Source organism: Halobacillus rhizosphaerae (assembly GCF_046719735.1).
Taxonomy (GTDB): domain Bacteria; phylum Bacillota; class Bacilli; order Bacillales; family Halobacillaceae; genus Halobacillus_B; species Halobacillus_B rhizosphaerae.
Genome location: NZ_JAUTWQ010000021.1, coordinates 1 through 21,056, shown reverse-complemented (window position 1 = coordinate 21,056; position 21,056 = coordinate 1). Strand labels below are relative to the sequence as shown.

Sequence of the window (21,056 nt, the reverse complement as noted above, 5' to 3'; positions counted from 1 at the left end):
TCTGTATATAAAGGGGGTGAAAGGATGTCACGTAGTCATAAAGATTATTTGCGCTGGACAGAAGTCCCTTATGCAGGGGAAGAGACACCACCTACGATTAGCGGCGGAGTTGAACCGCTTGCCGGAACGTGGAAAACTTATTTTATACAGAAAAGCCGCAGGCATGGCTTTAAAAAGCTGGATGGGAGTCCGATACGGCTCGCAATCCGAGATCCCAAGTCAATCGATTGGAATCAGCAGCTGAAAGTTGTGGAATCTACCCTTGATCATCTAACCGATCATCAAAAAACGATAGCGAAATACTGGGGGTCAGGTCCTCCGACGAAACAGTGGATTCCTATTATTGATCGTTTAATTGATACCTATAATGTACCTGCACCGCGTGCTTCGAGAATATTAGCTGGATTATTTGCCGGCATTAATGACGCATTTGTTGTTTGCTGGTCTTTAAAATATAAATGGCTGGTGGCTAGACCTAATCAGCTGAATCAGCATCTTGCCACATATCTATGTACCCCGAACCATCCGACCTATCCGTCTGGGCATGCCACAGTTGCTGGAGCTGCAGAAGTCATTTTAAGTTATTTCTTTCCTGCCGAAAGAAGAAAGCTCAATCAGGTAGCAGAAGAGTGTGCTTTATCCCGGTTATATGCAGGAGTTCACTTCCCGGCAGATAACGAGCAGGGATTGCGGTTAGGTAGGCAAATTGGCCGAATTGTTGTGGAGCAATTGAAAAAGGACTATGTAGAAGGACTGCCGATTGATCATCCATTTGAGCAGTACCAAAATGCAGAGATTCTTCCGACAGATTATCACCAGGCAATCCCGTTCCAATATCGTAATGATTGTCCATCCCTGTTACTGGATGATTCCAGAGAAAAGGATGAATCATCAAACAGCTGGCCGGATCCTAAGTTATTTTATTGATAGATGAGAAGGACTGTGAATGACACAGTCTTTTTATTTTGATCTTGAACCATTTTATACGGTAAACCGGCTCAATAACTTCTCTCATTCCTGGAAGGACTCATTCAATCTTTTCAGCGATTAAATTGCTTTTAAAGAATCCACGCCTTGTTTTACATAATGAATTTGGTAGATAATGAGTAAAAAGCTTAAAGGGCAAGATCGACCTGAATATAACTAGCACTTTTTCTAAATAAAAGTAATGGAGAAACTATTATTCAAGTAAATCTTTAATCCGCAAGTAATGAAGGAGGAAGGGACCATGCGTAAGAAGCATCCCCGTAAAGAGAGTAAAGAAGAAGTTTATACGGTACAGCAAGATCAGGAACTCTTGTCATTCCTGCTGGAGAAACTATCGAACAAGAGCAGGAATTCGGTGAAATCCATCCTTCGCCGCGGCCAGGTGATGATTGATCAAGAAGTGAGCACGTCTTTCAATCAGGTGCTGCGCTCAGGACAAACAGTATGTATTGCTGGTAACCAAGGTTTTAAGAGGAACACGAATTTAAAAGGTATTTCTATTTTGTTTGAAGATGAGGATCTTGTCGTTATTGAAAAAGCTGCCGGCCTCTTATCTATTGCCTCAAAGCAGGGTGGGGAGCCGACCGCACACCGCCAATTAAGTGAAGCAATAAAGCAAAAAGACCCCTCAGGCCGGATTTTTGTAGTGCATCGTCTTGATCGTGATACCTCAGGCGTTATGATGTTTGCTAAGAAGGAAAAAGTCAAACACAAGCTGCAGGAATCTTGGAAGGACCTCGTGGAAGAAAGAATATATACCGCTTTAGTGGAAGGGAAGCTGCCAGAAGAAGGGACCATTACTTCCTGGTTAAAGGAAAGTAAATCGCTGCATATGCATTCAAGCCAAAATCCTGATGGGGGAGGCCAGTACGCTGTCACTCACTATAAACGAATTCATTACACCGCCCAGGCTTCTTTAGCGGAAGTGAAGCTTGAAACGGGGAGGAAAAATCAGATTCGTGTTCATATGCAGGATATTGGTCATCCCATTGCAGGGGATAAGAAATACGGTTCGAAAACCAATCCAATAGGCAGACTTGGACTTCATGCTCGTGTATTAGCTTTTGAACATCCAGTTACGGGAAAAGTGATGCGCTTTGAAGCTCCTGTTCCTCCTGCTTTTTTTAAAAAGTAAGGGAGGAAGTGGAGAGTCCCGAATATATGATTAAAAATTCCATTTGGTGAATCCTTCGTACCCTTTTTGCAAGGTTACCAAATCTTTAGAAACAAACTACTTTTGTTATGGTACGGTAAGCACTGTGACGACCCACCATACATAAGGAGTGACAAATGGATGAAGTTAAAACGAGCACTTGGAATGATGATGATTGTTTGTATGATGAATGTTTTTGTTCCTTTTCAAAACATTTCTTATGCCGCAGGTACACAGGATATAGTAATTAATGAAATTGCTTGGATGGGCACGAATAACAGCTACAATGATGAATGGCTGGAGCTTTACAACCCCACCAGTAATACGATTTCCCTAGATGGCTGGACATTAAATGCCGCAGATGGATCCCCGGCCATTCAGTTAAGTGGAACCATCCCGGCCGAAGGTTACTATTTACTGGAACGAACAGATGACAGTACGGTTTCTGGAGTTACTGCAGACCTTATCTATACGGGGTCACTTTCCAATTCTGGAGAGGACCTTTACCTTAGCGACAGCACCGGTCAGGTGATTGACGAAGTAGATACTTGGTATGCGGGAGATAATAGCACGAAGTCCACGATGTCACGACAGGACGCAAGTGTTTCTGGAACGACCTCTTCCAATTGGTATACTTCCACGGCTGCTTATGCAGAAGGAAATGGAACACCGAAATCTTCCACAGCTCCATCCAACCAATGTGACAGCTCCGAGCATTTAAATCATGTTTCCAATGATCCAGGAGCTATAAATGTTTACTTCAACAAATGTGCTTATGACAGTTACGCTACTTCAGGAAATAAAGCCAATTATAATGTGAATTTAGAAGATCGGCTTCTAAATCGAATTAATAATGCGACCACCTCTATTGATGTAGCTACCTATGAAATTAATTTACCAAAGGTCGTGAATGCTCTTATTGCTAAAGCAGCTCAAGGAGTTGATGTTCGTGTGATTGCTGATGCGAAAGATGCATCCGATCCACATTACATTGAACGCTATCAAACGATGCGCCTCTATGTAGAGCAAATGGTGCGAGGAGAAGATGGAATGATTGGTACGAATGATGATGTTCATGTATTCTCTGACTCTATTATGTTCGCTGTCGAAGACTCCGCGTTACGTGACCAATATAATCTTCCAACACCGATCACAGGGATGGATAATGTGACGGTTGGAGTAGGAAATGATACACAATCTGGATATAAACTGGCTGACGCTGAACAAAAAGAAGCAGACAGTTATTACTCACCCGACAATCAAATGCATAATAAATTTGTTGTCGTGGACGGTTCCTGGGTATTTACCGGGAGCTGGAATTTTACTGTGACTGGACTGTATGGTACCGAAGCCAACATGAATAATGATGTGCTTGGCGGCAATACACAGAATGAAGTGGAAATGAATTCCACAGACTTAGCGTCTATATATAAAACAGAATTCGATGAAATGTGGGGAGCTTCAGGCGTGAATCCTGATCCTGCAAATTCGAATTATCATGGAAGAAAAACCGATAATACACTGCATACTGTAAATGTCGGCGGCACGACTGTGGAAGTCTATTTCTCTGCTGGGGACGATGCTGTCGGTCATATGGCAAGCTACGTAAAGAACGAAGCTGATTATAGCAGTTATTTTGACATCTTTGCCTGGAGCGATCAAGCGCTGGTAGATGAATTAAAGAACAAGTGGGAAGGCTCTTATAACGATTTAACGGGTACTCGTACTGGCTTTGATGTGAAAGGTGTCTATGATGAAAGTTTTTACAATCAATGGTGGTCTGCCTCGATAGAAATGACGGGGAGGACGGGTTCTCAGGAATCAACGAACAATCCAAACACACGCTGGAATAACCCTGCTCCTGTTTATGAAGATAACGAAGATCGCAAGCTTCACAGTAAGACGATGCTGATTGATTCCAAGCATCCTTCCAGTGATCCTACGGTGATCATCGGTTCTACAAACTGGAGCACGAATGGCAATGATATTAACGATGAAAATATGCTGTTTATTCATAATGCTGCAGTCAGCAATCAGTTTTTGCAGGAGTTTTACGCGCGATATGACTCAGCTGGCGGTGTGATAGGAGAGTAAGCACAATAAAAGAGTGACCAGGATAAAAAGCAATAGAGTTAATACAAAGCAAGAATATTAACATAAAGGTCAATTTTGGTTTAATAAAACACCCCCGAACTTATTTACATCAATGGTTCGGGGGTGTTTTGGTATTTCATCCTTTTTATAGTTCTCGATCTGTTGGCATGACAATTGCGGCCACAATATAAGCGAGGAGCGTGAACCCGCTCGTAACAAAAATAGACAAGACAAAGATAATTCTCAGTAAACTGGTGTCTATGTTATATAACTCGCCAATCCCTCCAAGGACTCCGGATAATTGATGATTACTTGTAGATTTATAAAGCTTTTTCATGATTTGCCTCCTCTTCTTTCTCTATTCCTTAAGTAATCAGGACTTAAAACTTTAAATTGGAAACATACATTTAGTTTATGTGATGCTATTCAGGTTCATTATTCATTTTCATGAACTCAAAAAGTTGGTGTGCTCAGCTTTTGAGAATGTTTACCCTGCCGGAAAAGAACGTTGCTCCTCCGCCCATATCAGCAATTCGATCTGGGGTCAGCGCGTTTACTTTATGATCTGTTCCGACCCAGAGTCCCTGTGTGACTAACACACCCGGTAACACGTCATGACCTACGGACGCTGTTAATTCACAGCTCCCGCGATCATTCCAGACGATTACGGAATCTCCATTCTTAATTCCTTTCAGTGCCGCATCTTGTGAATGCATAAAGAGCTTAGCTTCTTTTTCAAGCTGCCTGTGCTTTCTCTGGTTTGAAAAAGTAGAATTTAAAAAAGAATGATTTGGGCCAGGGATAAAAGTAAATGGATAATCGTTCTCTTCTACCGGAGGGGTGTAGGTTGGCAGAGGAGGATGTCCCTCTGCCTTCATAGCTTCCGAATAGAGTTCGATCTTCCCGCTTGGCGTAGACAAATGAGCTAGAGGTAGGCGGGCGTCTGCTTTGACGAATTCGTTATCTTTCATCTCGTCAAGCATCCCTGGATGGATGAATGGGTTGTTCTGATTCGAAAGAGCGGAGCGGATCATCGATTCCTCTCCTTCGCTAAACTCTTCCTCTGTAAACCCCATTCCCTCTGCAAGGAGTCTGAACACTTCAACATTAGATTTACTTTCACCAAAAGGTTCAATGACCGGTTTTTGAAGCTGCAAGTAATGATGCCAGTAAGATGTATAAAGGTCTAAGTTTTCGTAGGAGGAAGCGGCGGGCAGCAGGATATCTGCATAGGCGGCACTCTCTGTCATGAATAAATCGTGGACGACCGTAAATAAATCTTCCCGCATTAACCCTTTGCGCACTTTGTTTAAGTCAGGAGCAACCAAAGCAGGGTTGCTGCTGTATATAAACAAAGATTCAACAGGCGGGCTTGCCTGGGATAAGGCTTTACCCAATTCATTCATGTTAATCGTCCGGGCCGCCGAATTAGATTTCAGGTGATCTCCCTGGAGCGCTTGGTCATTAATAGACAGATATCCTAAATTAGACTTGATAGCTCCGCCGCCCTTCACCTCCCATTGCCCGGTTATCGCGGGGAGGCAGGCAATGGTGCGGACGCACATGCCGCCGTGGTCATGGTGCTGGATGCCGTTTCCGATTCGGATAAAGGCAGGAGAGACCGTTCCGTAATCACGTGCTAATTGATAAATGTCCTGAACAGGCACGCCGGTAATGGCCGCTACTGTTGCAGGATCATAGGGTTCAACATGTTCTTTTAGCTGAGCTGACCCGACCGTATACTTCTGCAAAAAATCCTCATTACTGAATTTTTCTTTAAATAAGATGTGCATGATCCCTAAAGCGAGCGCAGTATCTGTCCCTGGTTTAACAGGAATAAACCAATCGGCAAAGCGGCCGGTTTGGTTGTTATGCACATCAATCACAATAATTTTTGCTCCGTTTTTCCGAGCTTTTTGAGCAAACATCATTTGGTGCATATTTGTACTAACAGCGTTGACTCCCCAGAGAATAATCAGTTTCGAATGGACTGTATCTTCAGGATCGATACCAAATCCACCGCCCATCGTATATGTATACCCTTCCGCTCCGGCTGAAGAACAAATAGTCCGGTCCAAGAAACTCGCACCAAGTTTATTAAAAAAACGGCGGTCCATTCCTTCCGCATTTAAACGCCCCATATTTCCATAAAATCCATAAGGGAGGATGCTTTCAGGACCACTTGCTTCCATTAACTGTTTCCATTTATCCGTAATTGTTGTGATGGCTTCTTCCCATGAGATCGGTGTAAACGCTCCTTCACCCTTTGGGCCGTTTCGTTTCATGGGTACAGTTAAGCGGTTTTCATCATAAATCCGTTCGGTCATATGACGGACCTTATTACAAATGCTTCCTTTTGTAACCGGATGACTTGGGTCACCTTCGACCTTAGTTATTTTTCCTGATTCCTTATGAACGAGCAAACCGCACTGGTCAGGGCAATCTAGCGAGCAAACGGACGGGAATACTCCGTCGCGCTCTTCTAAGTATTCATTCATACTTTCCACCTCTTCATAGAATCCGACTGTTACCCCTATCCTATCATGTGTGAAAGGTCTCTCGTAAGTCTAACTGTTTTTTCCAGAAGGGGATGCTCCTGTTTTAGGTTTCTTAAATACACGCTTAATTAAAATTCCTGCCATAACTAGGATAGGCAGCAGCAAACCATTCGTAAGTGAGTAGGGCAGCCAGGTTTTACTGACGAAATCTTCATAAAAAGCTACGTTCGGATAAGCGATGATGGAGAGGACAATGATCCCAATGCCGAGCGGTGTGAGTAAAGGCCGGTGGTCATCCATCTTGAGAAACTGAGCAATTCCAACCGAAGTAGCGTAATAAAGGAATACCAGTTTGAAGAATATGGTTAACATCCATATAATTGCGACAATAATTTCGAGTCCCTCTAAAAATCCTGCGATATTAATTTTTTCAGCGATCTCATAGCTTGGATAGTTATTTAACGAGGTCAGATCACTGCCAAGGACAAGAATACTCAGGAGGGTAATCAGCGCAATAACCCCACCTCCAAAAATCACGCCTAATAACCAGGCATGCTGGATTTTTTTTTCATCTTTGATGTAAGGGTAGATCATAAGTAAGGAACTCATTTCTAATATAGGTGTGCCGACCATAATCGTTGAAGCACTAAGTATAGGCTTTACCCCTTCACCTAAAAAAGGCTGGATATTTTCAAGATTCATTTGAGGAGCTACTGCAATGACCATAAATAAGAGCAGTAAAACGATCCATGGCATAAAAATTTCCGAACTTCTGCCAATCGCCTCTATCCCAAGCTTCGCTCCCCAGATGACGACGAGGAGAAAGAGGATATGGGTGAACTGGAGAGGCGTTTCAGGGATAATCTGGGTCGTCATGAAGTCACCGATATTTCGCAGTACTAAAGCTGATAGGATATAGAGAAACGATAAATAGAAGAAACAAATCAATCGTCCGAACCAATTTCCAAATACGGATATAGTTGCTTGAACGAATGTTTCTCCTTCCGTTAACTGACCGAGTTTATTATAAAAGAGTACTAACAGACAACCGATCAAAATAGACAGGGTTACAGCTATCCAAGCATCCTGCTTTGCTATAGCTGCAGCAGGAGTAGGGATAATAAGAATGGAGCTTCCAATTGAAAAAAGCAGGACGATAAACATAAACTGCCGCGGGCTAATCGTTTGGTTGTCCATCATAAGCTTTATCCTTCCTTTCTGTACGTTTACCTTATCCAGGCAAAATCATAGAATAAAAAGCCTCAATATAGTCCAGAGGGTTAATCAATTGGTATCCCCGGCTTTCTAAGACTGCTGCCGCCGTGGATAAGAATAAAAGGGTGGATACGTACCAGATTTCTTTTATTTTGTTATTTTTTTTAAGTTTTGGGATCTCACTAAAAAAAATTGCTGCGGCAATGAAGATAATTGAAATGGTGGACCACATACACATTATCCTTTCCTGTCAATCGGCTGAGTAGTTTTTCCTTTCCGTCTTATTTTTGATTTTACCTTGATTTGAACTTCTAAATCTTTGTATTGTTCCGGCCAATTGTTTTCTACGGTTTTCCAATACTTTGGCTCTTTACGGTGAATTAAGCTGCCAAAACCGAAAATGTCACTATCATACTTATTTTGTGTTACACTTATCGTCTTTTGAACCATGTGCTTTATATCTTGTTCTGCCTCTTTACTTATTTTTTTCAGTGTATCCGGGCTGCTTAAATCAATATCACAATCTACATCTCCTATATTGCCTTCAGTGGTAATTTCAATAGTGATAACAGGTTTTCCGTTTTTCATTTTCACCTTAGTTGCGGCTTGGCTGCGAAGAACTTCGATAGTTAAAGAACCATCATCTTTCTCACATGGATGCGTGACGATGGAACTGTTCACGTTTCCTGTTGCATAATTGTATCCTTTACTTTCATTTTCAGTTAACCATCCCACTAGTTTATCCTTGTTAAAAACGGCAAGACCGTCGATTTCTACTTTTGTCGGGGCATCAACATTTTCCACATTGGAAATGTTTGTGCCTGCCTTTGGGTCGCCTTCCAGTAATATTCCGCTCATGACTGGACTTTCACCGGTACTTCGGATGGTGGAGATCACATCGTCAATCGATTCCGATTTACTAACTCCCCAGTTCTTCTCCACACTATCGATGGAGTTCATAATTTTATTGGCAGGTATTTTTTCGTAAGGGGTAATAACACTTAATAGACTTTGTACACTTGCATTTTTGGCGACAGTCACGTAAAAAGAAGTCCGGTATTCATGGTCTCGGTACAATAAGTCCAGTGCCTGCATAATTCCATCATCTGCAATCCTAGTGCCAAAAACTAATAATCTCAGCTGGGAAAGATACATCTCTCTTGGTGATTTTGTTGTCATTTTCCGAAAAGCTTCGAACAACGTTTTCCCAGTGGTGGAATAAGATGAAACGGGCGGCCGGGTCGTTGGCGCATCGGTTGCGATCTCAGAAGGGTTAATAACCTGAACCGTCAGTTCGTATTCGTCATTATCATTTTTATCAATTCCGATCGCTACAGCGATACCTAACTCATCTAATTCACGGCTGTTCCAGCATCCAGAGAGAAGGAGAGTGCAAAAAAGCAATAACAGAGCAATTTGAAATTTTTTATAAATAGCTGGGTTGCTCCACATGGTTAATTCTCCTTCGTTTTTGGATTCGTCCGCTTTTCATTTTTCTTGACCAGGCTGCTTGGTCGTGAAAGTAATCCCCAGTGAGGAAATCTGACGAGAACATCTTTTTGATCTTTAGGAACAAATGGCGCAAATGGGGACATATAGGGCATTCCAAAGGACTTTAGGCTGCAAAGGTGCAACACCATAGCAATCAGCCCTAAAATAATCCCATATAATCCAAATGTTGCCGCCAAGATCATAAACACGAACCTGAGCATTCGAACAGGTATCGCCATGTTGTAGGCAGGAAAGACAAAACTGCTGATGGCCGTTAAGGACACCACAATAACCATTGCGGCGGAAACAAGCCCTGCTTGTACGGCCGCTTGACCAATTACTAAGGCACCGACAATAGATACTGCCGATCCTACGGTCTTTGGCAGCCGAATCCCTGCCTCTCGCAATATTTCAAACGTGACTTCCATAATAATGGCTTCTACAAAGGCGGGGAAAGGAACCCCTTCCTGCTGGGCAGCTAAGCTGATCAAGAGCGGCGCAGGAATCATTTCCTGGTGGAAGGTTGTAAAAGCGATATATAAAGACGGCATAAATAGAGCAATATTGAAACATAGAAGACGGAGCAGTCGAATTAAGGTACCAATATCAGCCCGTTGGTAATAGTCCTCTGTCGATTGCAGAAAGTTCACAAATAGAGCAGGAACAAGCAGAACATCTGGCGTTCCATCGGTAATAATAGCCACTCTGCCCTCTAATAAACCGCCGGCAATGGCATCGGGCTTTTCTGAATAATAAATGGTTGGAAACGGGGAGTACTGGCCATCTTGAATGAATTCTTCAATATAGCCACCTTCCAGAATGCCGTCTATCTCTATCCGGTCTAGTCGTTTATGAACTTCTTGCACGACTTTATCTTCTGCTATTCCATTTAGATAAATGACAGCAACATCCGTATTCGTGACGGTTCCGATTGTTTTAGCATCCACTCTTAGCTGGGGCGAACGAATCTTCCTTCGTATTAAAGCCGTGTTGGTACGCAATGTTTCTGTAAACGCTTCACGCGGTCCGCGGATGACACTCTCAGAAGTAGTCTCCTGTACACCGCGGTCTCTCCAGCCTTTAGTACTCGCTGATAAAGCCTTCTGTTCATGATCAAGAATCAGCAGGGTTTCTCCTGCCAGTAACCTGTTGAAAAGACCTTCACAATTGTCTACTTCACTTAATTCTCCTATAGGAAGGGAGGATTGTTTGATCGTTTCATATAAATGACGGATGGTCGGTCGTTTTTCCGGAAGTTCAAGCATAAGGGCTTCCATTATAAAGTCCTGAATCGTATCTTTATTCACCATCCCGTCAATAAAGAGAACAGCACATTCCGTTTTACCTAAGGTGAATTTACGGACAACCAAGTCTGAGCTTTTACCAAGAGACGTTTGGATGTAGAGTAAATTCTCTTCGACTTTGTTATACAGAGGCATAGGTACAGAAGCTTGAATATCTTTTTGTTTAGAAGTGGTTTTGTTTGATTGACGCTTCATAGGACCTGCCTCTTTTCTTAGTTAATTTTGTTTTAGGTTGCACGTATTCAGGTATTTTATGAAAAAAATGGGGAATCATTTTGATTAGGAAGGCTGAGGAAGAACAAAAGGAGCCCCGTTACGGAGCTCCTTTATTTTTGGTGCTATTCTTTTAAATTACTTTATCGGGTGCAGGATTAAAGCAAGAACTGAATTTTTCTCCCAATAAGCGAGTGAAAATGGAGGTTACATTAAATAGACAGCTGCCTCAAATGGCCGCAGAGTGACCACTTTATCTTTCACTTTAGGCTCTTCCTGATAGTTGTGAATCAGCAGGCTGCTATTATTATTCCCCAATTCACCTGGCCACTCTCTTTCCAGCGTGTCTCGTGTAAAGTTAGCCATCACAAGCAGTGTTTTGTCCTGATAAGTGCGCTTGTAAGCATAAACTTGCTGATCCTCTTCCCAAATAAGCTCATATTCTCCGTGAACAATAACGTTATGATCTTTTCTCAATTGAATCAGCTTTTTATAATAATAGAAAATGGAATCCGGATCCTTAAGAGCCGCTTTAGCGTTAATCTCCGTGAAATTTGGATTCACTTTAATCCATGGAGTGCCTTCGGTAAAACCAGCATTTTCTGTAGCATCCCACTGCATAGGGGTTCTGGCATTGTCACGGCCTTTTTCGTGTATCGAATGCAGCACTTCTTCAGGGTCATACCCTTTATCTACGACAAGTTCCTGCCATAAATTAAGGATTTCCACATCACGATAATCTTCAATAGAAGGGAAGTGGACGTTGGTCATCCCTAACTCCTGTCCCTGGTAGATATAAGGGGTGCCTTGCATCATATGTAACCAAGTTGCAAGCATCTTCGCACTTTCTTTATGATAATGCTGATCATCCCCAAATCTGGAAACGGACCGTGGCTGATCGTGATTCTCTAAGAACAAGGAGTTCCAGCCTTTATTGTAAAGCTCGACCTGCCACTTGGACATAATTTCTTTTAGTTCCGTCAGCTTCCAGTCGCGAATATCCCATTTTCCCATTTGGCCGCCGGGTTGCGCATCAATATCCATATGCTGAAATTGAAAAATCATGGAGAGAACGCCATCTTCTTCATTGGTGAACTGTTTTCCTTCTTCAGGAGTGACAAATCCTGTTTCCCCAACGGTTAAAATGTCATATTTATCGAGAACTTCTTCTTTCATTTCGTTCATAAATTCCATAAATCTCGGGCCGTTTGCGAAAAAGTCACTACCCCATTGGTACTTGTCTTCGGGTTTCGCCACAGGGGCATCAGGAAGACCTTCGACTTTAGAAATAAGGTTAATCACATCCATTCGGAAGCCATCGACACCACGATCCAGCCACCACTTCATCATGTTATAGATTTTATGCCGAACCTCTGGATTTTCCCAGTTTAAATCAGGCTGTTTTTTCGTAAATAAATGAAGATAGTATTCACCTGTTGCCTCATCAAACTGCCAGGCAGACCCGCTGAAAAAGGATACCCAGTTATTTGGCTCTTCTCCATTTTGATTGGGCGGACGCCACACGTAATAGTCACGATATGGGTTGTCCTTGGACTTTCTTGACTCGGCAAACCACTCATGTTCATCGGATGTATGATTAACAACTAAATCCATAACTAGTTTAAGGCCGCGATCGTGCATTTCCGTAATGAGACGGTCCCAGGTTTCCAAGTCGCCGAACTCGTCCATAATTTTCTGATAATCGCTAATGTCATAACCATTATCATCATTTGGCGACTTGTAAATAGGGGAGAGCCAGACCACATCAATGCCAAGCTCTACTAAGTAATCAAGCTTTTGAATAATTCCCTGGAGGTCACCAATCCCGTCTCCATTACTATCATTGAAACTGCGAGGATAAATTTGATAAACGACAGAATCTTTCCACCATTGGGTTGATTGTGACATGTACGTGAACTCCTTTCTTTATTCTTTGACCGCTCCAGATGTTAAACCGGAAACGATACGGCGCTGGAAGAACAGGACCATAATAACGAGCGGTACGGTTACAATAACGGTGGCTGCAGATATTTCTCCCCAGGGAATTGTATATTGCCCCTGAAACATCCCGATTCCAACAGGTACAGTTTTATGGCTTTCGGCGGTATTGATGACTAAGGCAAATAGAAACTCATTCCATGCGGCAATAAATACAAGGATCGCGGTAGTGAACAATCCTGGAACGGCCAGAGGGAGAATAATTCGGAAATAAGTTTGCATCATCGAAGCGCCGTCCATTTTAGCTGATTCTTCTAAATCAAAAGGAATCTTGCGGAAGAAGGTCACTAATAGCCAGATCGATAATGGTAGTGCAAAGGTAGTGTAAGGAATGATTAAACCTAAATAGCTGTTTGTCAGCCCAAGGTTTTTCAAAAAGATATAGATAGGCGAGATAGTCGCAATCTGCGGGAACATGGAAACCGACAGCACGACTCCTAGGATTACGGATTTCCCCTTGAAATCTAATCGAGCAATTGCATAAGCGGCAAATGCCGCCACAAATACTGTGTATACGGTTGTAATGGTTGCGACTACGGCACTGTTCCATAAATATCGCAAGAATGGATAGTTAACAAATACGGAGATATAACTTTTAACCGTAGGATTGGCAGTAAACCATTGAAAGGCTCCATCCCCAAACAGCATTGATAATGGTTTGACGGAGCTTAATAGAATCCATAGAAATGGAAACATGATTACGAAAACAAAGATTGCTAATAACAGGTAAAAGGTTACGCCTGTTTTTTTCTGCATCAATACTCACTCCTTATTTTTTTGCTCCGTCACCAAGCAAGTCTGAACCTAGAAACTTAATGTAAAAGGTTGAAATGATGGCTACACAGATAAATACAATAACTGCCAGAGCAGATCCTTCACCAAAGTTGGATTGCTTGAACATCGCTGTGTAGGCAAGTATGGAAATCGTTTCAGTTGAGTTCGCTGGCCCGCCACCCGTTAATACAAAAATTAAGTCAAACACACGAAAGGCATCCAGCGTACGGAATAAAAGAGCTACGAGGATACTTGATTTAATTAGCGGCAGTGTAATACTTGTAAATTGTTTCCACTTACTTGCTCCATCAATAGAAGCGGCTTCATATAAGGAATCAGGAATGGTTTGCAGTCCTGCCAGTAATAATAAAGCCATATAAGGCGTTGTTTTCCACACATCTGTTAAGATAACGGCAGACATCGCCCCGAATTGGGTGGTTAAGAGGACACTCATACTATCGATGATGTGCAGATCAGACAGGTACTTGGCCACGATCCCATTCTGCCCGTCATATAAGAACTTCCACATTAACGCCGACACGGCCGTCGGAATGGCCCACGGAATGAGGATGGAAGCACGGACAAGACCACGCCCAATGAAGGCTTTGTTAATTAATACAGCGATCGCCATACCGAGCACTAATTCAAAAGCAACAGAGACGACCGTGAACACACCGGTATTCAAAAGGGAGTGCCACATTCTTTTACTGGTTAAATCATTTTTATAGTGTTTAAGTCCAATAAAGTTAGGGGGAACGATACTCTCCATGGCCCCGTTTGCTAAACCTGTCAGCCGGTCTCCGTTAGCAAGCATGTCTTGATCCTGCAGTTCTTGCAGGTTTTGCTGCACAGAGGTAAAGGTTTTCTCGAAATTTTCTCCAAAAGACTTGTCTATTTTAGCAAAGGTTACATCGCTGCTCGGATTCTCATAATTCATAAGCGCATCATTTACTTTTTCATAATTATTTTTAACTTTGTCGTTTTTCTTCAGCTGGTTATCATAAGAGGAGATGTTTTCTTTAATTTCTTTTAATTGAGAAGCCGCTTCGGGTGGGGCATCGCTTAATTCTTTATCAATTCCTGTGATAAGAAAAGGAACATTATTTAAGTATTTTTCCAGGTCGATATTGTAACTCAAATGAACCCCGGATTTGGATGGAACAGATAATTTGTAATCAAATAAACTGAAGTAAAAAGACTGAATAACCGGCCAAATCGCAATGACCAGAATGAGGATCAGTGACGGAGCAACAAGAAAATATCCGAGCCGTCTTTCTTTTTTCTTTGTATCACTTAAGCCTTTCGCCATTAAATCTACCTCCTTATCCTTTTAAAAGGATAGGGCCTCCAAATCAATGGTGCGATCTGAAGGCCGATCCTTTTTTAATGACTATTGGTCCATTGCTTTTTTCAATTGTGTTTCCATCTTTTCTGCCGCTTCTTTAGGTGTTAAATCACCTGCGATAGCTTTAGAAAGATTAATTTGAAGAATTTCAGATACTTCTGGATAGTTCGGAGCTACCGGACGAGACACGGCACCTTCTAAAGCATTTTGGAATCCTTCTTCAGCAAAGAACGGGTTGGCATCTAGAACTTCTTTATCATCAAACAGGGAAGAGATCGTTGGTGCAAGACCGCCCTTGATGGCAGAAATTTTTTGTCCTTCAGGTCCAGTCATGAATTTCAAGAATTCCCAAGCTTCTTTCTTATGCTCAGAGTATTTGCTGATTGCAGTCATCCAGCCGCCTAAAGCAGCCGCAGAACCTTCATCGCCAGCAGGAAGCGGAGCTACACCGACTTTATCTACGATTTTAGATTGTTCTTCATCATTAGCCAGGTTCCATTGGTAAGGCCAGTTACGAATATAAGCGGATTGACCTTCAATGAAGGCAGTATGTGATTCAGTTTCAGTAAAGGTGTTCACGTTATCTGGTACAAAATCAGATTGAGCAACTTCAACTAGCTTCGAAATCCCTTGAATCGCATCATCACTATTGATGACAACCTTACCGTTTTCATCCAGAATCTGTCCTCCGTAGGAAGCAATGAATTCAACGGCGTTACATACAAGACCTTCATATTGCTTCGCTTGCATAAGGTAACCAAACTTAGTTCCCTCTTTGCCTTGAAGATTTTTTGCGGATTTTTCAAGTTCGTCCCACGTTTGAGGAACGTCGCCTTCATCTACAAGGTCGGTACGATAGAACAGCATACCGGCATCGATGAACTTAGGCATTGCCCACAGTTTACCGTTGAATGTAGCTGCAGAAACGGCACCTTGGTTGTAATCATCCATATTAATTCCATCTTGCTGAATAAAGCGGTCTAAGTCTGCAACATAACCAGCTTGTGCAAATTCAGCTGGCCAGACAACATCCAGATCCATAACGTCGATTTCGGAATCCTGTGCATTAAGTGCAGTGACGTAAGCATCGTGCTGCTGTCCTGTGTCAGACGGCATTTCACGGAATTCTACTTGGATATTCGGATGGGATTCATTGAACTGTTTAACAATTTCCTCAGTAGCTTTGGTAGAATCTTGCCCTCGGGCATAAACCAGTTTCACGACTTTATCAGAGGAAGAGGAATCACCTTCATCGCTCGAGCTGTCGTCAGAAGAGGAATCATTTCCTCCGCTGCACGCAGCTAGTACTAGAACAAAAATCAACATAATCGGCATAAGTAAGCGTTTTAAATTCATTTAAATACCTCCCGTTATACTTTTATTCCACAGCTCTTAGTGGGCTTCGTCCTGTAGATTCCCGTACGATGAGCTTTAATGGAAATTCATATCGTTCCTTTTGGGGATCTTGTTTGGATGCGATTTTTTCTACTAGAACTTTAATTGCCTGCTGGGCCATAAGCTGAATCGGCTGTTCTATTGTAGATATTTTTGGGTCCATGATTTTAGTCACCACTTGATTATCAAAGCCAATCACAGAAAGGTCTTTAGGAATGCGGACTCCATTTTCCTTGGCAGCGGTAATCAGTCCGGCAGCAACTTCATCCCCACCTGTAAATACGGCAGTCGGTGGTTCTTCCATCTGGTTTAATTCGTGGAAAACTCTCATCCCATCTTTAATGGAGTAAGCATCCAGAAAGGAGTACCTCTCTTCAAACTCAAGACCATACTCTTTAAGAGCTTTCTTAAATCCTAACTTTCTGTGCTGCGCCACCATACTCTTATGGCCGCCGCTGCAATAAGCAATTCGGCGATGGCCTTCTTCCAGCAAATGCTTGGTCGCAATGTAGCCTCCATGGATTTGGTCTAGCTTTACAATAGGTATGTTTGCATCTTCTTCAAATTCGTTACACATAATTAACGGTCCGTAAGTTAAGTATTCAGAAATGGTTTCCCATTCATTTTCGAGGGAAGCCAGAATCATTCCATCCACTTGTTTCATTTTCAGCAATTCCAAGTGTCCAAGTTCTGTTTCCTTGGAATACATCGTTTGACAGATAAGCAGCTGATAGCCTTGTTCTGTGGCGGCGACTTCCATGGACTCAATAAGCTGGCCAAAAAAAGGATTCATTAATCGAGGGACGATCACAGCAATCATTTGTGTTTTCTTATTTCTAAGACTTCGTGCTGAGGAATTCGGAACGTACCCGAGGGTCTTCATTGCCTGATACACCTTCTGTTTCTTCTCTTGCGAAACATGGGGATAATGATTAATTACTCGGGAAACAGTTGACTTTGATAGACCTGCCAATTCGGCTACATCGTTGATTGTGACCACTACCAGACCTCCTTTCTTCTGAAAATTGAAATTATTGAAACCGATTTCAAAAAATCTTAAAAAAATGTCAATAAATACGAAGTTCAGTAAAAGTAATTCAAATGAAACCGTTTTCAATAACTTGTCTAAATTATATTGTATATACAAATAAATTACAACAAGATTTTCAAAAAATTTCTTCCATTTACAGTTGTTTTGGGAAATTGATGAAGAAGCAAAATGTCAGACAAACGCGAAATGAAGGGAGTTAGAGCGGTGGAAACAATAAGAAGTTATTTTTTATTTTTTCTGAAATTTTACAAAATAATGACGAAAAAAGGTCTCTTAAGATTCAAGAGGGGATGAATCATTTACTAATAAATTACACACTTCTGTCACATAAACGTTTTTTTATAAATTGAAATAGAAGTGGTACAATAGGAGGAGAGAGAAAAAATAATCACAGAGAGATGAGGGAGATTAAAATGCAGGCCAGACTAAAGGAATTACAAGACCGCGTCCCAGAACGTCATAAGGATTTAGCAAAGTATACAGAACATGTCTTTGCTGCCGTAGATAAGCTGGTGGAAGAACATCGCAGAGTGACTGCTATCAATGCTGCAGCAGGTATTAAACCAGATGGTGAAGAAGAACGTAATTTCTACAGACACATGAAACAGCTAAAACAAGTTATGCTCGTGGAACTGGAAAAAACAGTGGAAGATATAGAGCATAAAGGCTATAAGAATTGGGAAAAGAATTATGATGACGGTGTAGACCACTAGGAAGAGAACCCCTGCCCAGTAAGGACAGGGTTACTTTTATGTTATGGACCTTTTAAATTTTATCGATCGTTTCCAATTCCTCATTTTTAACTCCAAATGACCGAATTCTCCCGTATTATCCTTCATTAATTCAACCGGTTGGTGTTACGCAGCCCATACGATAACCACCTGAGAAAGATTATGAAGTTGGTTTATTACTGAAATTAGCTCTGTAGTCCGTGAGTTTTTTTCTAAACATGATCATATCCAGAGCTCTAATTCCATTTTCAATGATCGGCTGAGGGTACCTTAGGAAATAATCATGAACAATATGGCTGAATCGAAAACCAGCCTTCTGATAAAAGACAATATTGGAAATGCTTGAATTAGCTGTTCCTACAATGATCTCTTTTTTACTCTGTTGTTTGAAGTATTCGAATGCTTGCTTGATCACCATTTTTCCAAACCCTTGATTTCTAAAAGAAGAGATTAGGGCGATATTTTTAATTTCAACAATTTCATTTGGGTGGAAGGTAAACAAGCAAATACCAATCGTACGATTGCCGTAAGTAATGGCATAGAGCTCTCCTGAATTCATATACTCCCGGACTATTTCTTTACTTTCATCTGCTAGTAACAGCAGATCCACATAGTTTTCTCGGTCTTCTACAATCTCTAAGCGCAGTTTGTTTGGACTCTTCATCTCGCTTATTTGCCCCTTTATTAGTGAAAACTCTTTTTGGATTATTTCGAATTGACGTAAGATAAGATAATTTTACCATTTTTGAAGGTAGAACAGAAGATCTATACATCTGTGACGAAGGAGGATCCAACCTGTCAATAAAATAAGCAGGTCGGGTTATGCTATGAATAATTAGAAGAGCGCATCAGCTTTTCTCTGCTCAGGGAAACGGCTGTTATCCTTTGCATGTGATTATGGTAACATAGAGGAAGATGAATGATTTCTGAAATGTTCCGCATTTTAGAAAAAGGAGTAGTGAAAAATAAATGAATCAACAAGAGAAAATGCACGACATCATTGGGGTGGGGGTTGGGCCGTTTAACCTTTCACTAGCGGCTTTACTTGATGAGATTGACGAAGTGGACAGTCTTTTCTTTGAACAGAATGACAAGTTTGACTGGCACCCGGGCATGCTGATCGAAGGGACGAAAATGCAAGTCCCATTCATTGCTGATTTAGTAACAATGGCTGATCCTACCAACAAGTACAGCTTCCTCAATTATATTAGTAAAAATGAACGTATGTACCAGTTCTATTTTCTGCAGCGGCTGGACATTCCGAGACGGGAATACAATGATTACTGCCAGTGGGCTGCTCATCAGCTGCCAAGCTGTCAATTTAGTCATAGAGTCATTGATGTCCAACATATAAAGGATAACGAGGAGTATTTTAATGTTGCCGTCCTTAACCTGAAGACGGATGAAACCAATGTGTTTAAGACACGGAACCTGATTATGGGAACGGGCAGTGTACCGGTCATGCCAAAATCTTTTAAAGGGCTTCCGGATGAGGACGTATTTCATACAGCGGACTTTTTATCCTATCAGGATGGCTGTCGTAACGCCAAGTCTGTCACAGTAGTGGGCTCTGGTCAGAGTGCAGCAGAAACCTTTAGGGAACTCCTGAAAGAGCAGCGGGATTGTGGTTTCAGACTGGATTGGATTACGCGCTCGCCTGGATTTGCTTCCATGGAAGAATCGAAATTGAGTCTGGAACACTTTTCACCTGATTACGTCAATTATTTTTATCAGCTTCCTCAAGAGAAAAAGGATGAAATTTTTGCTACTCAAGGTTTGTATTATAAAGGAATAAGCAATCACACCATTAATGATATTTATAATTTGTTATACGAATATTCCGTTGGTCAGGAGGAACTTGATGCAGGACTTCAGGTATTAAGTGAAGTCAAAGACATCCAGCCTAAAGCCGACGGATCCGGGTACGAACTTACCTGCTTTCATTGGCAGAAAAAAGAAGAATTTAAGCATGAAAGTGACAAAGTGATTGTTGCTACCGGGTATAAGCCCTATGTACCGGATTTTGTTCATCAACTAGAGGATTTTATCGAATGGGATGAAGAAGGCCGTTATAAGGTGGAAGAAGATTACCGGTTAAAAAAGAAGCAGCCTGCATCTAACGAAATTTATGTGCATAGTGGAATTTCGCATACGCATGGAGTGGGTTCTACTAATCTTGGGTTGTCAGTTCACCGGAATAAAGTCATTATTAATCATCTTTTAGGCAGAGAAGTATATCCGCTGCCTAAGAAAAGCATTTTTCAATCATTTACGGTTTAAGGCGAAGATTCAGTGAGGGGTTAACCTTGCTGGATCTTTTTTTGATGGCAATGGCAGTAAGTCTGAAATATCAGGTTCTTACAAGGGACTTCATTAGATATGCCGATTGTTATAGAAGAACTCCCCATTCCCCGTTACCTGGGGGAAGTTTGGGAATATACAATATATTATATTACCTCGAAATCAAGTCTTCTAGAAGAGTGCAGGATTGCAGAAGACTCGATTTCGAGACTTTATTGCGTGGTTAAAGTCCTGCGGGGGACGATTCGCTTTCCGCGGGCATGCGCTGAGCCTCCTCAGACTTCGTCTTCCGGGGTCTCACCTGTCATGCGTCTCCCGCAGGAGTCTTCTCGTCCCCCTCCGGACTTTGCCTCATGATTCTCTCGAAATCATTCCAAGTCACCACCTAATAATGAGTGGGAAATTTAAAAGATTTCTTTGTTTCTTATTTTAGTCTTATGCTTTTGATATTTTCGTTCTCTCCATAAGCGTAAAGAGGTCGGGGAAATGGGGAGACTCCTATGGGA

The 21,056-nt window shown here is 41.8% G+C and carries 17 protein-coding genes; 5 read left to right on the top strand and 12 right to left on the bottom strand.

Going from position 1 to position 21,056, the window contains the following annotated elements:
• Window positions 1-24 precede the first annotated feature (24 nt).
• The 3 genes from Q7A53_RS17815 (at window position 25) to Q7A53_RS17805 (ending at window position 4,234) form a co-directional block, all read left to right on the top strand.
• Window positions 25-927 carry a vanadium-dependent haloperoxidase gene (locus Q7A53_RS17815; protein ID WP_411790549.1) on the top strand — a complete coding sequence of 301 codons (903 nt, stop codon included), beginning with the start codon at window positions 25-27 and terminating at the stop codon, window positions 925-927.
• A gap of 301 nt (window positions 928-1,228) precedes the next feature.
• Window positions 1,229-2,122, top strand: coding sequence for an RluA family pseudouridine synthase (locus Q7A53_RS17810; protein WP_411790548.1), 894 nt, complete (start codon window positions 1,229-1,231; stop codon window positions 2,120-2,122).
• Window positions 2,123-2,281: 159 nt separating this feature from the next.
• Entirely contained in the window at window positions 2,282-4,234 is a 1,953-nt protein-coding gene (locus tag Q7A53_RS17805) for a phospholipase D-like domain-containing protein (protein WP_411790547.1), read from the top strand.
• A gap of 145 nt (window positions 4,235-4,379) precedes the next feature.
• Here Q7A53_RS17805 and Q7A53_RS17800 read toward each other — a convergent pair whose 3' ends face one another.
• The 11 genes from Q7A53_RS17800 to Q7A53_RS17750 all read right to left on the bottom strand — a co-directional run bounded on the left by Q7A53_RS17800 (window position 4,380) and on the right by Q7A53_RS17750 (window position 17,467).
• On the bottom strand, window positions 4,380-4,571 hold the full coding sequence (locus Q7A53_RS17800; protein ID WP_411790546.1) for a PspC domain-containing protein: 192 nt from the start codon (window positions 4,569-4,571) through the stop codon (window positions 4,380-4,382).
• A 133-nt stretch (window positions 4,572-4,704) separates the two neighbouring features.
• Complete coding sequence (locus Q7A53_RS17795) at window positions 4,705-6,732, bottom strand: molybdopterin oxidoreductase family protein (protein ID WP_411790545.1); 2,028 nt, start codon at window positions 6,730-6,732, stop codon at window positions 4,705-4,707.
• A gap of 69 nt (window positions 6,733-6,801) precedes the next feature.
• Window positions 6,802-7,932: a GerAB/ArcD/ProY family transporter gene (locus tag Q7A53_RS17790; protein WP_411790544.1), complete on the bottom strand. Its 1,131-nt coding sequence runs from the start codon at window positions 7,930-7,932 to the stop codon at window positions 6,802-6,804.
• A gap of 31 nt (window positions 7,933-7,963) precedes the next feature.
• Entirely contained in the window at window positions 7,964-8,179 is a 216-nt protein-coding gene (locus Q7A53_RS17785; RefSeq protein ID WP_411790543.1) for a hypothetical protein, read from the bottom strand.
• A 5-nt stretch (window positions 8,180-8,184) separates the two neighbouring features.
• The gene (locus Q7A53_RS17780) at window positions 8,185-9,399 is read right to left on the bottom strand and encodes a Ger(x)C family spore germination protein (protein WP_411790542.1); all 1,215 of its coding nucleotides are present in this window, start codon (window positions 9,397-9,399) and stop codon (window positions 8,185-8,187) included.
• A gap of 2 nt (window positions 9,400-9,401) precedes the next feature.
• Entirely contained in the window at window positions 9,402-10,937 is a 1,536-nt protein-coding gene (locus tag Q7A53_RS17775; RefSeq protein WP_411790541.1) for a spore germination protein, read from the bottom strand.
• Window positions 10,938-11,162: 225 nt separating this feature from the next.
• The gene (locus Q7A53_RS17770) at window positions 11,163-12,863 is read right to left on the bottom strand and encodes a glycoside hydrolase family 13 protein (RefSeq protein WP_411790540.1); all 1,701 of its coding nucleotides are present in this window, start codon (window positions 12,861-12,863) and stop codon (window positions 11,163-11,165) included.
• Between the two features lie 18 nt (window positions 12,864-12,881).
• Window positions 12,882-13,709 carry a carbohydrate ABC transporter permease gene (locus Q7A53_RS17765; RefSeq protein ID WP_411790539.1) on the bottom strand — a complete coding sequence of 276 codons (828 nt, stop codon included), beginning with the start codon at window positions 13,707-13,709 and terminating at the stop codon, window positions 12,882-12,884.
• A 13-nt stretch (window positions 13,710-13,722) separates the two neighbouring features.
• Window positions 13,723-15,036: an ABC transporter permease subunit gene (locus tag Q7A53_RS17760; protein WP_411790538.1), complete on the bottom strand. Its 1,314-nt coding sequence runs from the start codon at window positions 15,034-15,036 to the stop codon at window positions 13,723-13,725.
• 81 nt (window positions 15,037-15,117) lie between these two features.
• On the bottom strand, window positions 15,118-16,428 hold the full coding sequence (locus Q7A53_RS17755; RefSeq protein WP_411790537.1) for an ABC transporter substrate-binding protein: 1,311 nt from the start codon (window positions 16,426-16,428) through the stop codon (window positions 15,118-15,120).
• Window positions 16,429-16,450: 22 nt separating this feature from the next.
• Window positions 16,451-17,467, bottom strand: coding sequence for a LacI family DNA-binding transcriptional regulator (locus tag Q7A53_RS17750; RefSeq protein WP_411790536.1), 1,017 nt, complete (start codon window positions 17,465-17,467; stop codon window positions 16,451-16,453).
• Window positions 17,468-17,931: 464 nt separating this feature from the next.
• Between Q7A53_RS17750 and Q7A53_RS17745 the strand changes: the two genes are divergently transcribed.
• Window positions 17,932-18,231, top strand: coding sequence for a hypothetical protein (locus Q7A53_RS17745; RefSeq protein WP_411790535.1), 300 nt, complete (start codon window positions 17,932-17,934; stop codon window positions 18,229-18,231).
• 178 nt (window positions 18,232-18,409) lie between these two features.
• Here the strand turns inward: Q7A53_RS17745 and Q7A53_RS17740 are convergent, their stop codons facing one another.
• Entirely contained in the window at window positions 18,410-18,913 is a 504-nt protein-coding gene (locus Q7A53_RS17740; protein WP_411790534.1) for a GNAT family N-acetyltransferase, read from the bottom strand.
• Window positions 18,914-19,218: 305 nt separating this feature from the next.
• Between Q7A53_RS17740 and Q7A53_RS17735 the strand changes: the two genes are divergently transcribed.
• The gene (locus tag Q7A53_RS17735; RefSeq protein WP_411790533.1) at window positions 19,219-20,529 is read left to right on the top strand and encodes a lysine N(6)-hydroxylase/L-ornithine N(5)-oxygenase family protein; all 1,311 of its coding nucleotides are present in this window, start codon (window positions 19,219-19,221) and stop codon (window positions 20,527-20,529) included.
• Window positions 20,530-21,056 lie beyond the last annotated feature (527 nt).

Excerpts from the sequence above, each read along its gene's own strand:
- Q7A53_RS17815 (WP_411790549.1), top strand. The coding sequence starts at position 25 with ATGTCACGTAGTCATAAAGATTATTTGCGCTGGACAGAAGTCCCTTAT.
- Q7A53_RS17745 (WP_411790535.1), top strand. The coding sequence starts at position 17,932 with ATGCAGGCCAGACTAAAGGAATTACAAGACCGCGTCCCAGAACGTCAT.
- Q7A53_RS17795 (WP_411790545.1), bottom strand. The coding sequence starts at position 6,732 with ATGAATGAATACTTAGAAGAGCGCGACGGAGTATTCCCGTCCGTTTGC.
- Q7A53_RS17785 (WP_411790543.1), bottom strand. The coding sequence starts at position 8,179 with ATGTGGTCCACCATTTCAATTATCTTCATTGCCGCAGCAATTTTTTTT.
- Q7A53_RS17775 (WP_411790541.1), bottom strand. The coding sequence starts at position 10,937 with ATGAAGCGTCAATCAAACAAAACCACTTCTAAACAAAAAGATATTCAA.
- Q7A53_RS17755 (WP_411790537.1), bottom strand. The coding sequence starts at position 16,428 with ATGAATTTAAAACGCTTACTTATGCCGATTATGTTGATTTTTGTTCTA.
- Q7A53_RS17805 (WP_411790547.1), top strand. The coding sequence starts at position 2,282 with ATGAAGTTAAAACGAGCACTTGGAATGATGATGATTGTTTGTATGATG.
- Q7A53_RS17780 (WP_411790542.1), bottom strand. The coding sequence starts at position 9,399 with ATGTGGAGCAACCCAGCTATTTATAAAAAATTTCAAATTGCTCTGTTA.
- Q7A53_RS17740 (WP_411790534.1), bottom strand. The coding sequence starts at position 18,913 with ATGAAGAGTCCAAACAAACTGCGCTTAGAGATTGTAGAAGACCGAGAA.
- Q7A53_RS17765 (WP_411790539.1), bottom strand. The coding sequence starts at position 13,709 with ATGCAGAAAAAAACAGGCGTAACCTTTTACCTGTTATTAGCAATCTTT.
- Q7A53_RS17770 (WP_411790540.1), bottom strand. The coding sequence starts at position 12,863 with ATGTCACAATCAACCCAATGGTGGAAAGATTCTGTCGTTTATCAAATT.
- Q7A53_RS17810 (WP_411790548.1), top strand. The coding sequence starts at position 1,229 with ATGCGTAAGAAGCATCCCCGTAAAGAGAGTAAAGAAGAAGTTTATACG.
- Q7A53_RS17800 (WP_411790546.1), bottom strand. The coding sequence starts at position 4,571 with ATGAAAAAGCTTTATAAATCTACAAGTAATCATCAATTATCCGGAGTC.
- Q7A53_RS17735 (WP_411790533.1), top strand. The coding sequence starts at position 19,219 with ATGAATCAACAAGAGAAAATGCACGACATCATTGGGGTGGGGGTTGGG.
- Q7A53_RS17760 (WP_411790538.1), bottom strand. The coding sequence starts at position 15,036 with ATGGCGAAAGGCTTAAGTGATACAAAGAAAAAAGAAAGACGGCTCGGA.
- Q7A53_RS17790 (WP_411790544.1), bottom strand. The coding sequence starts at position 7,932 with ATGATGGACAACCAAACGATTAGCCCGCGGCAGTTTATGTTTATCGTC.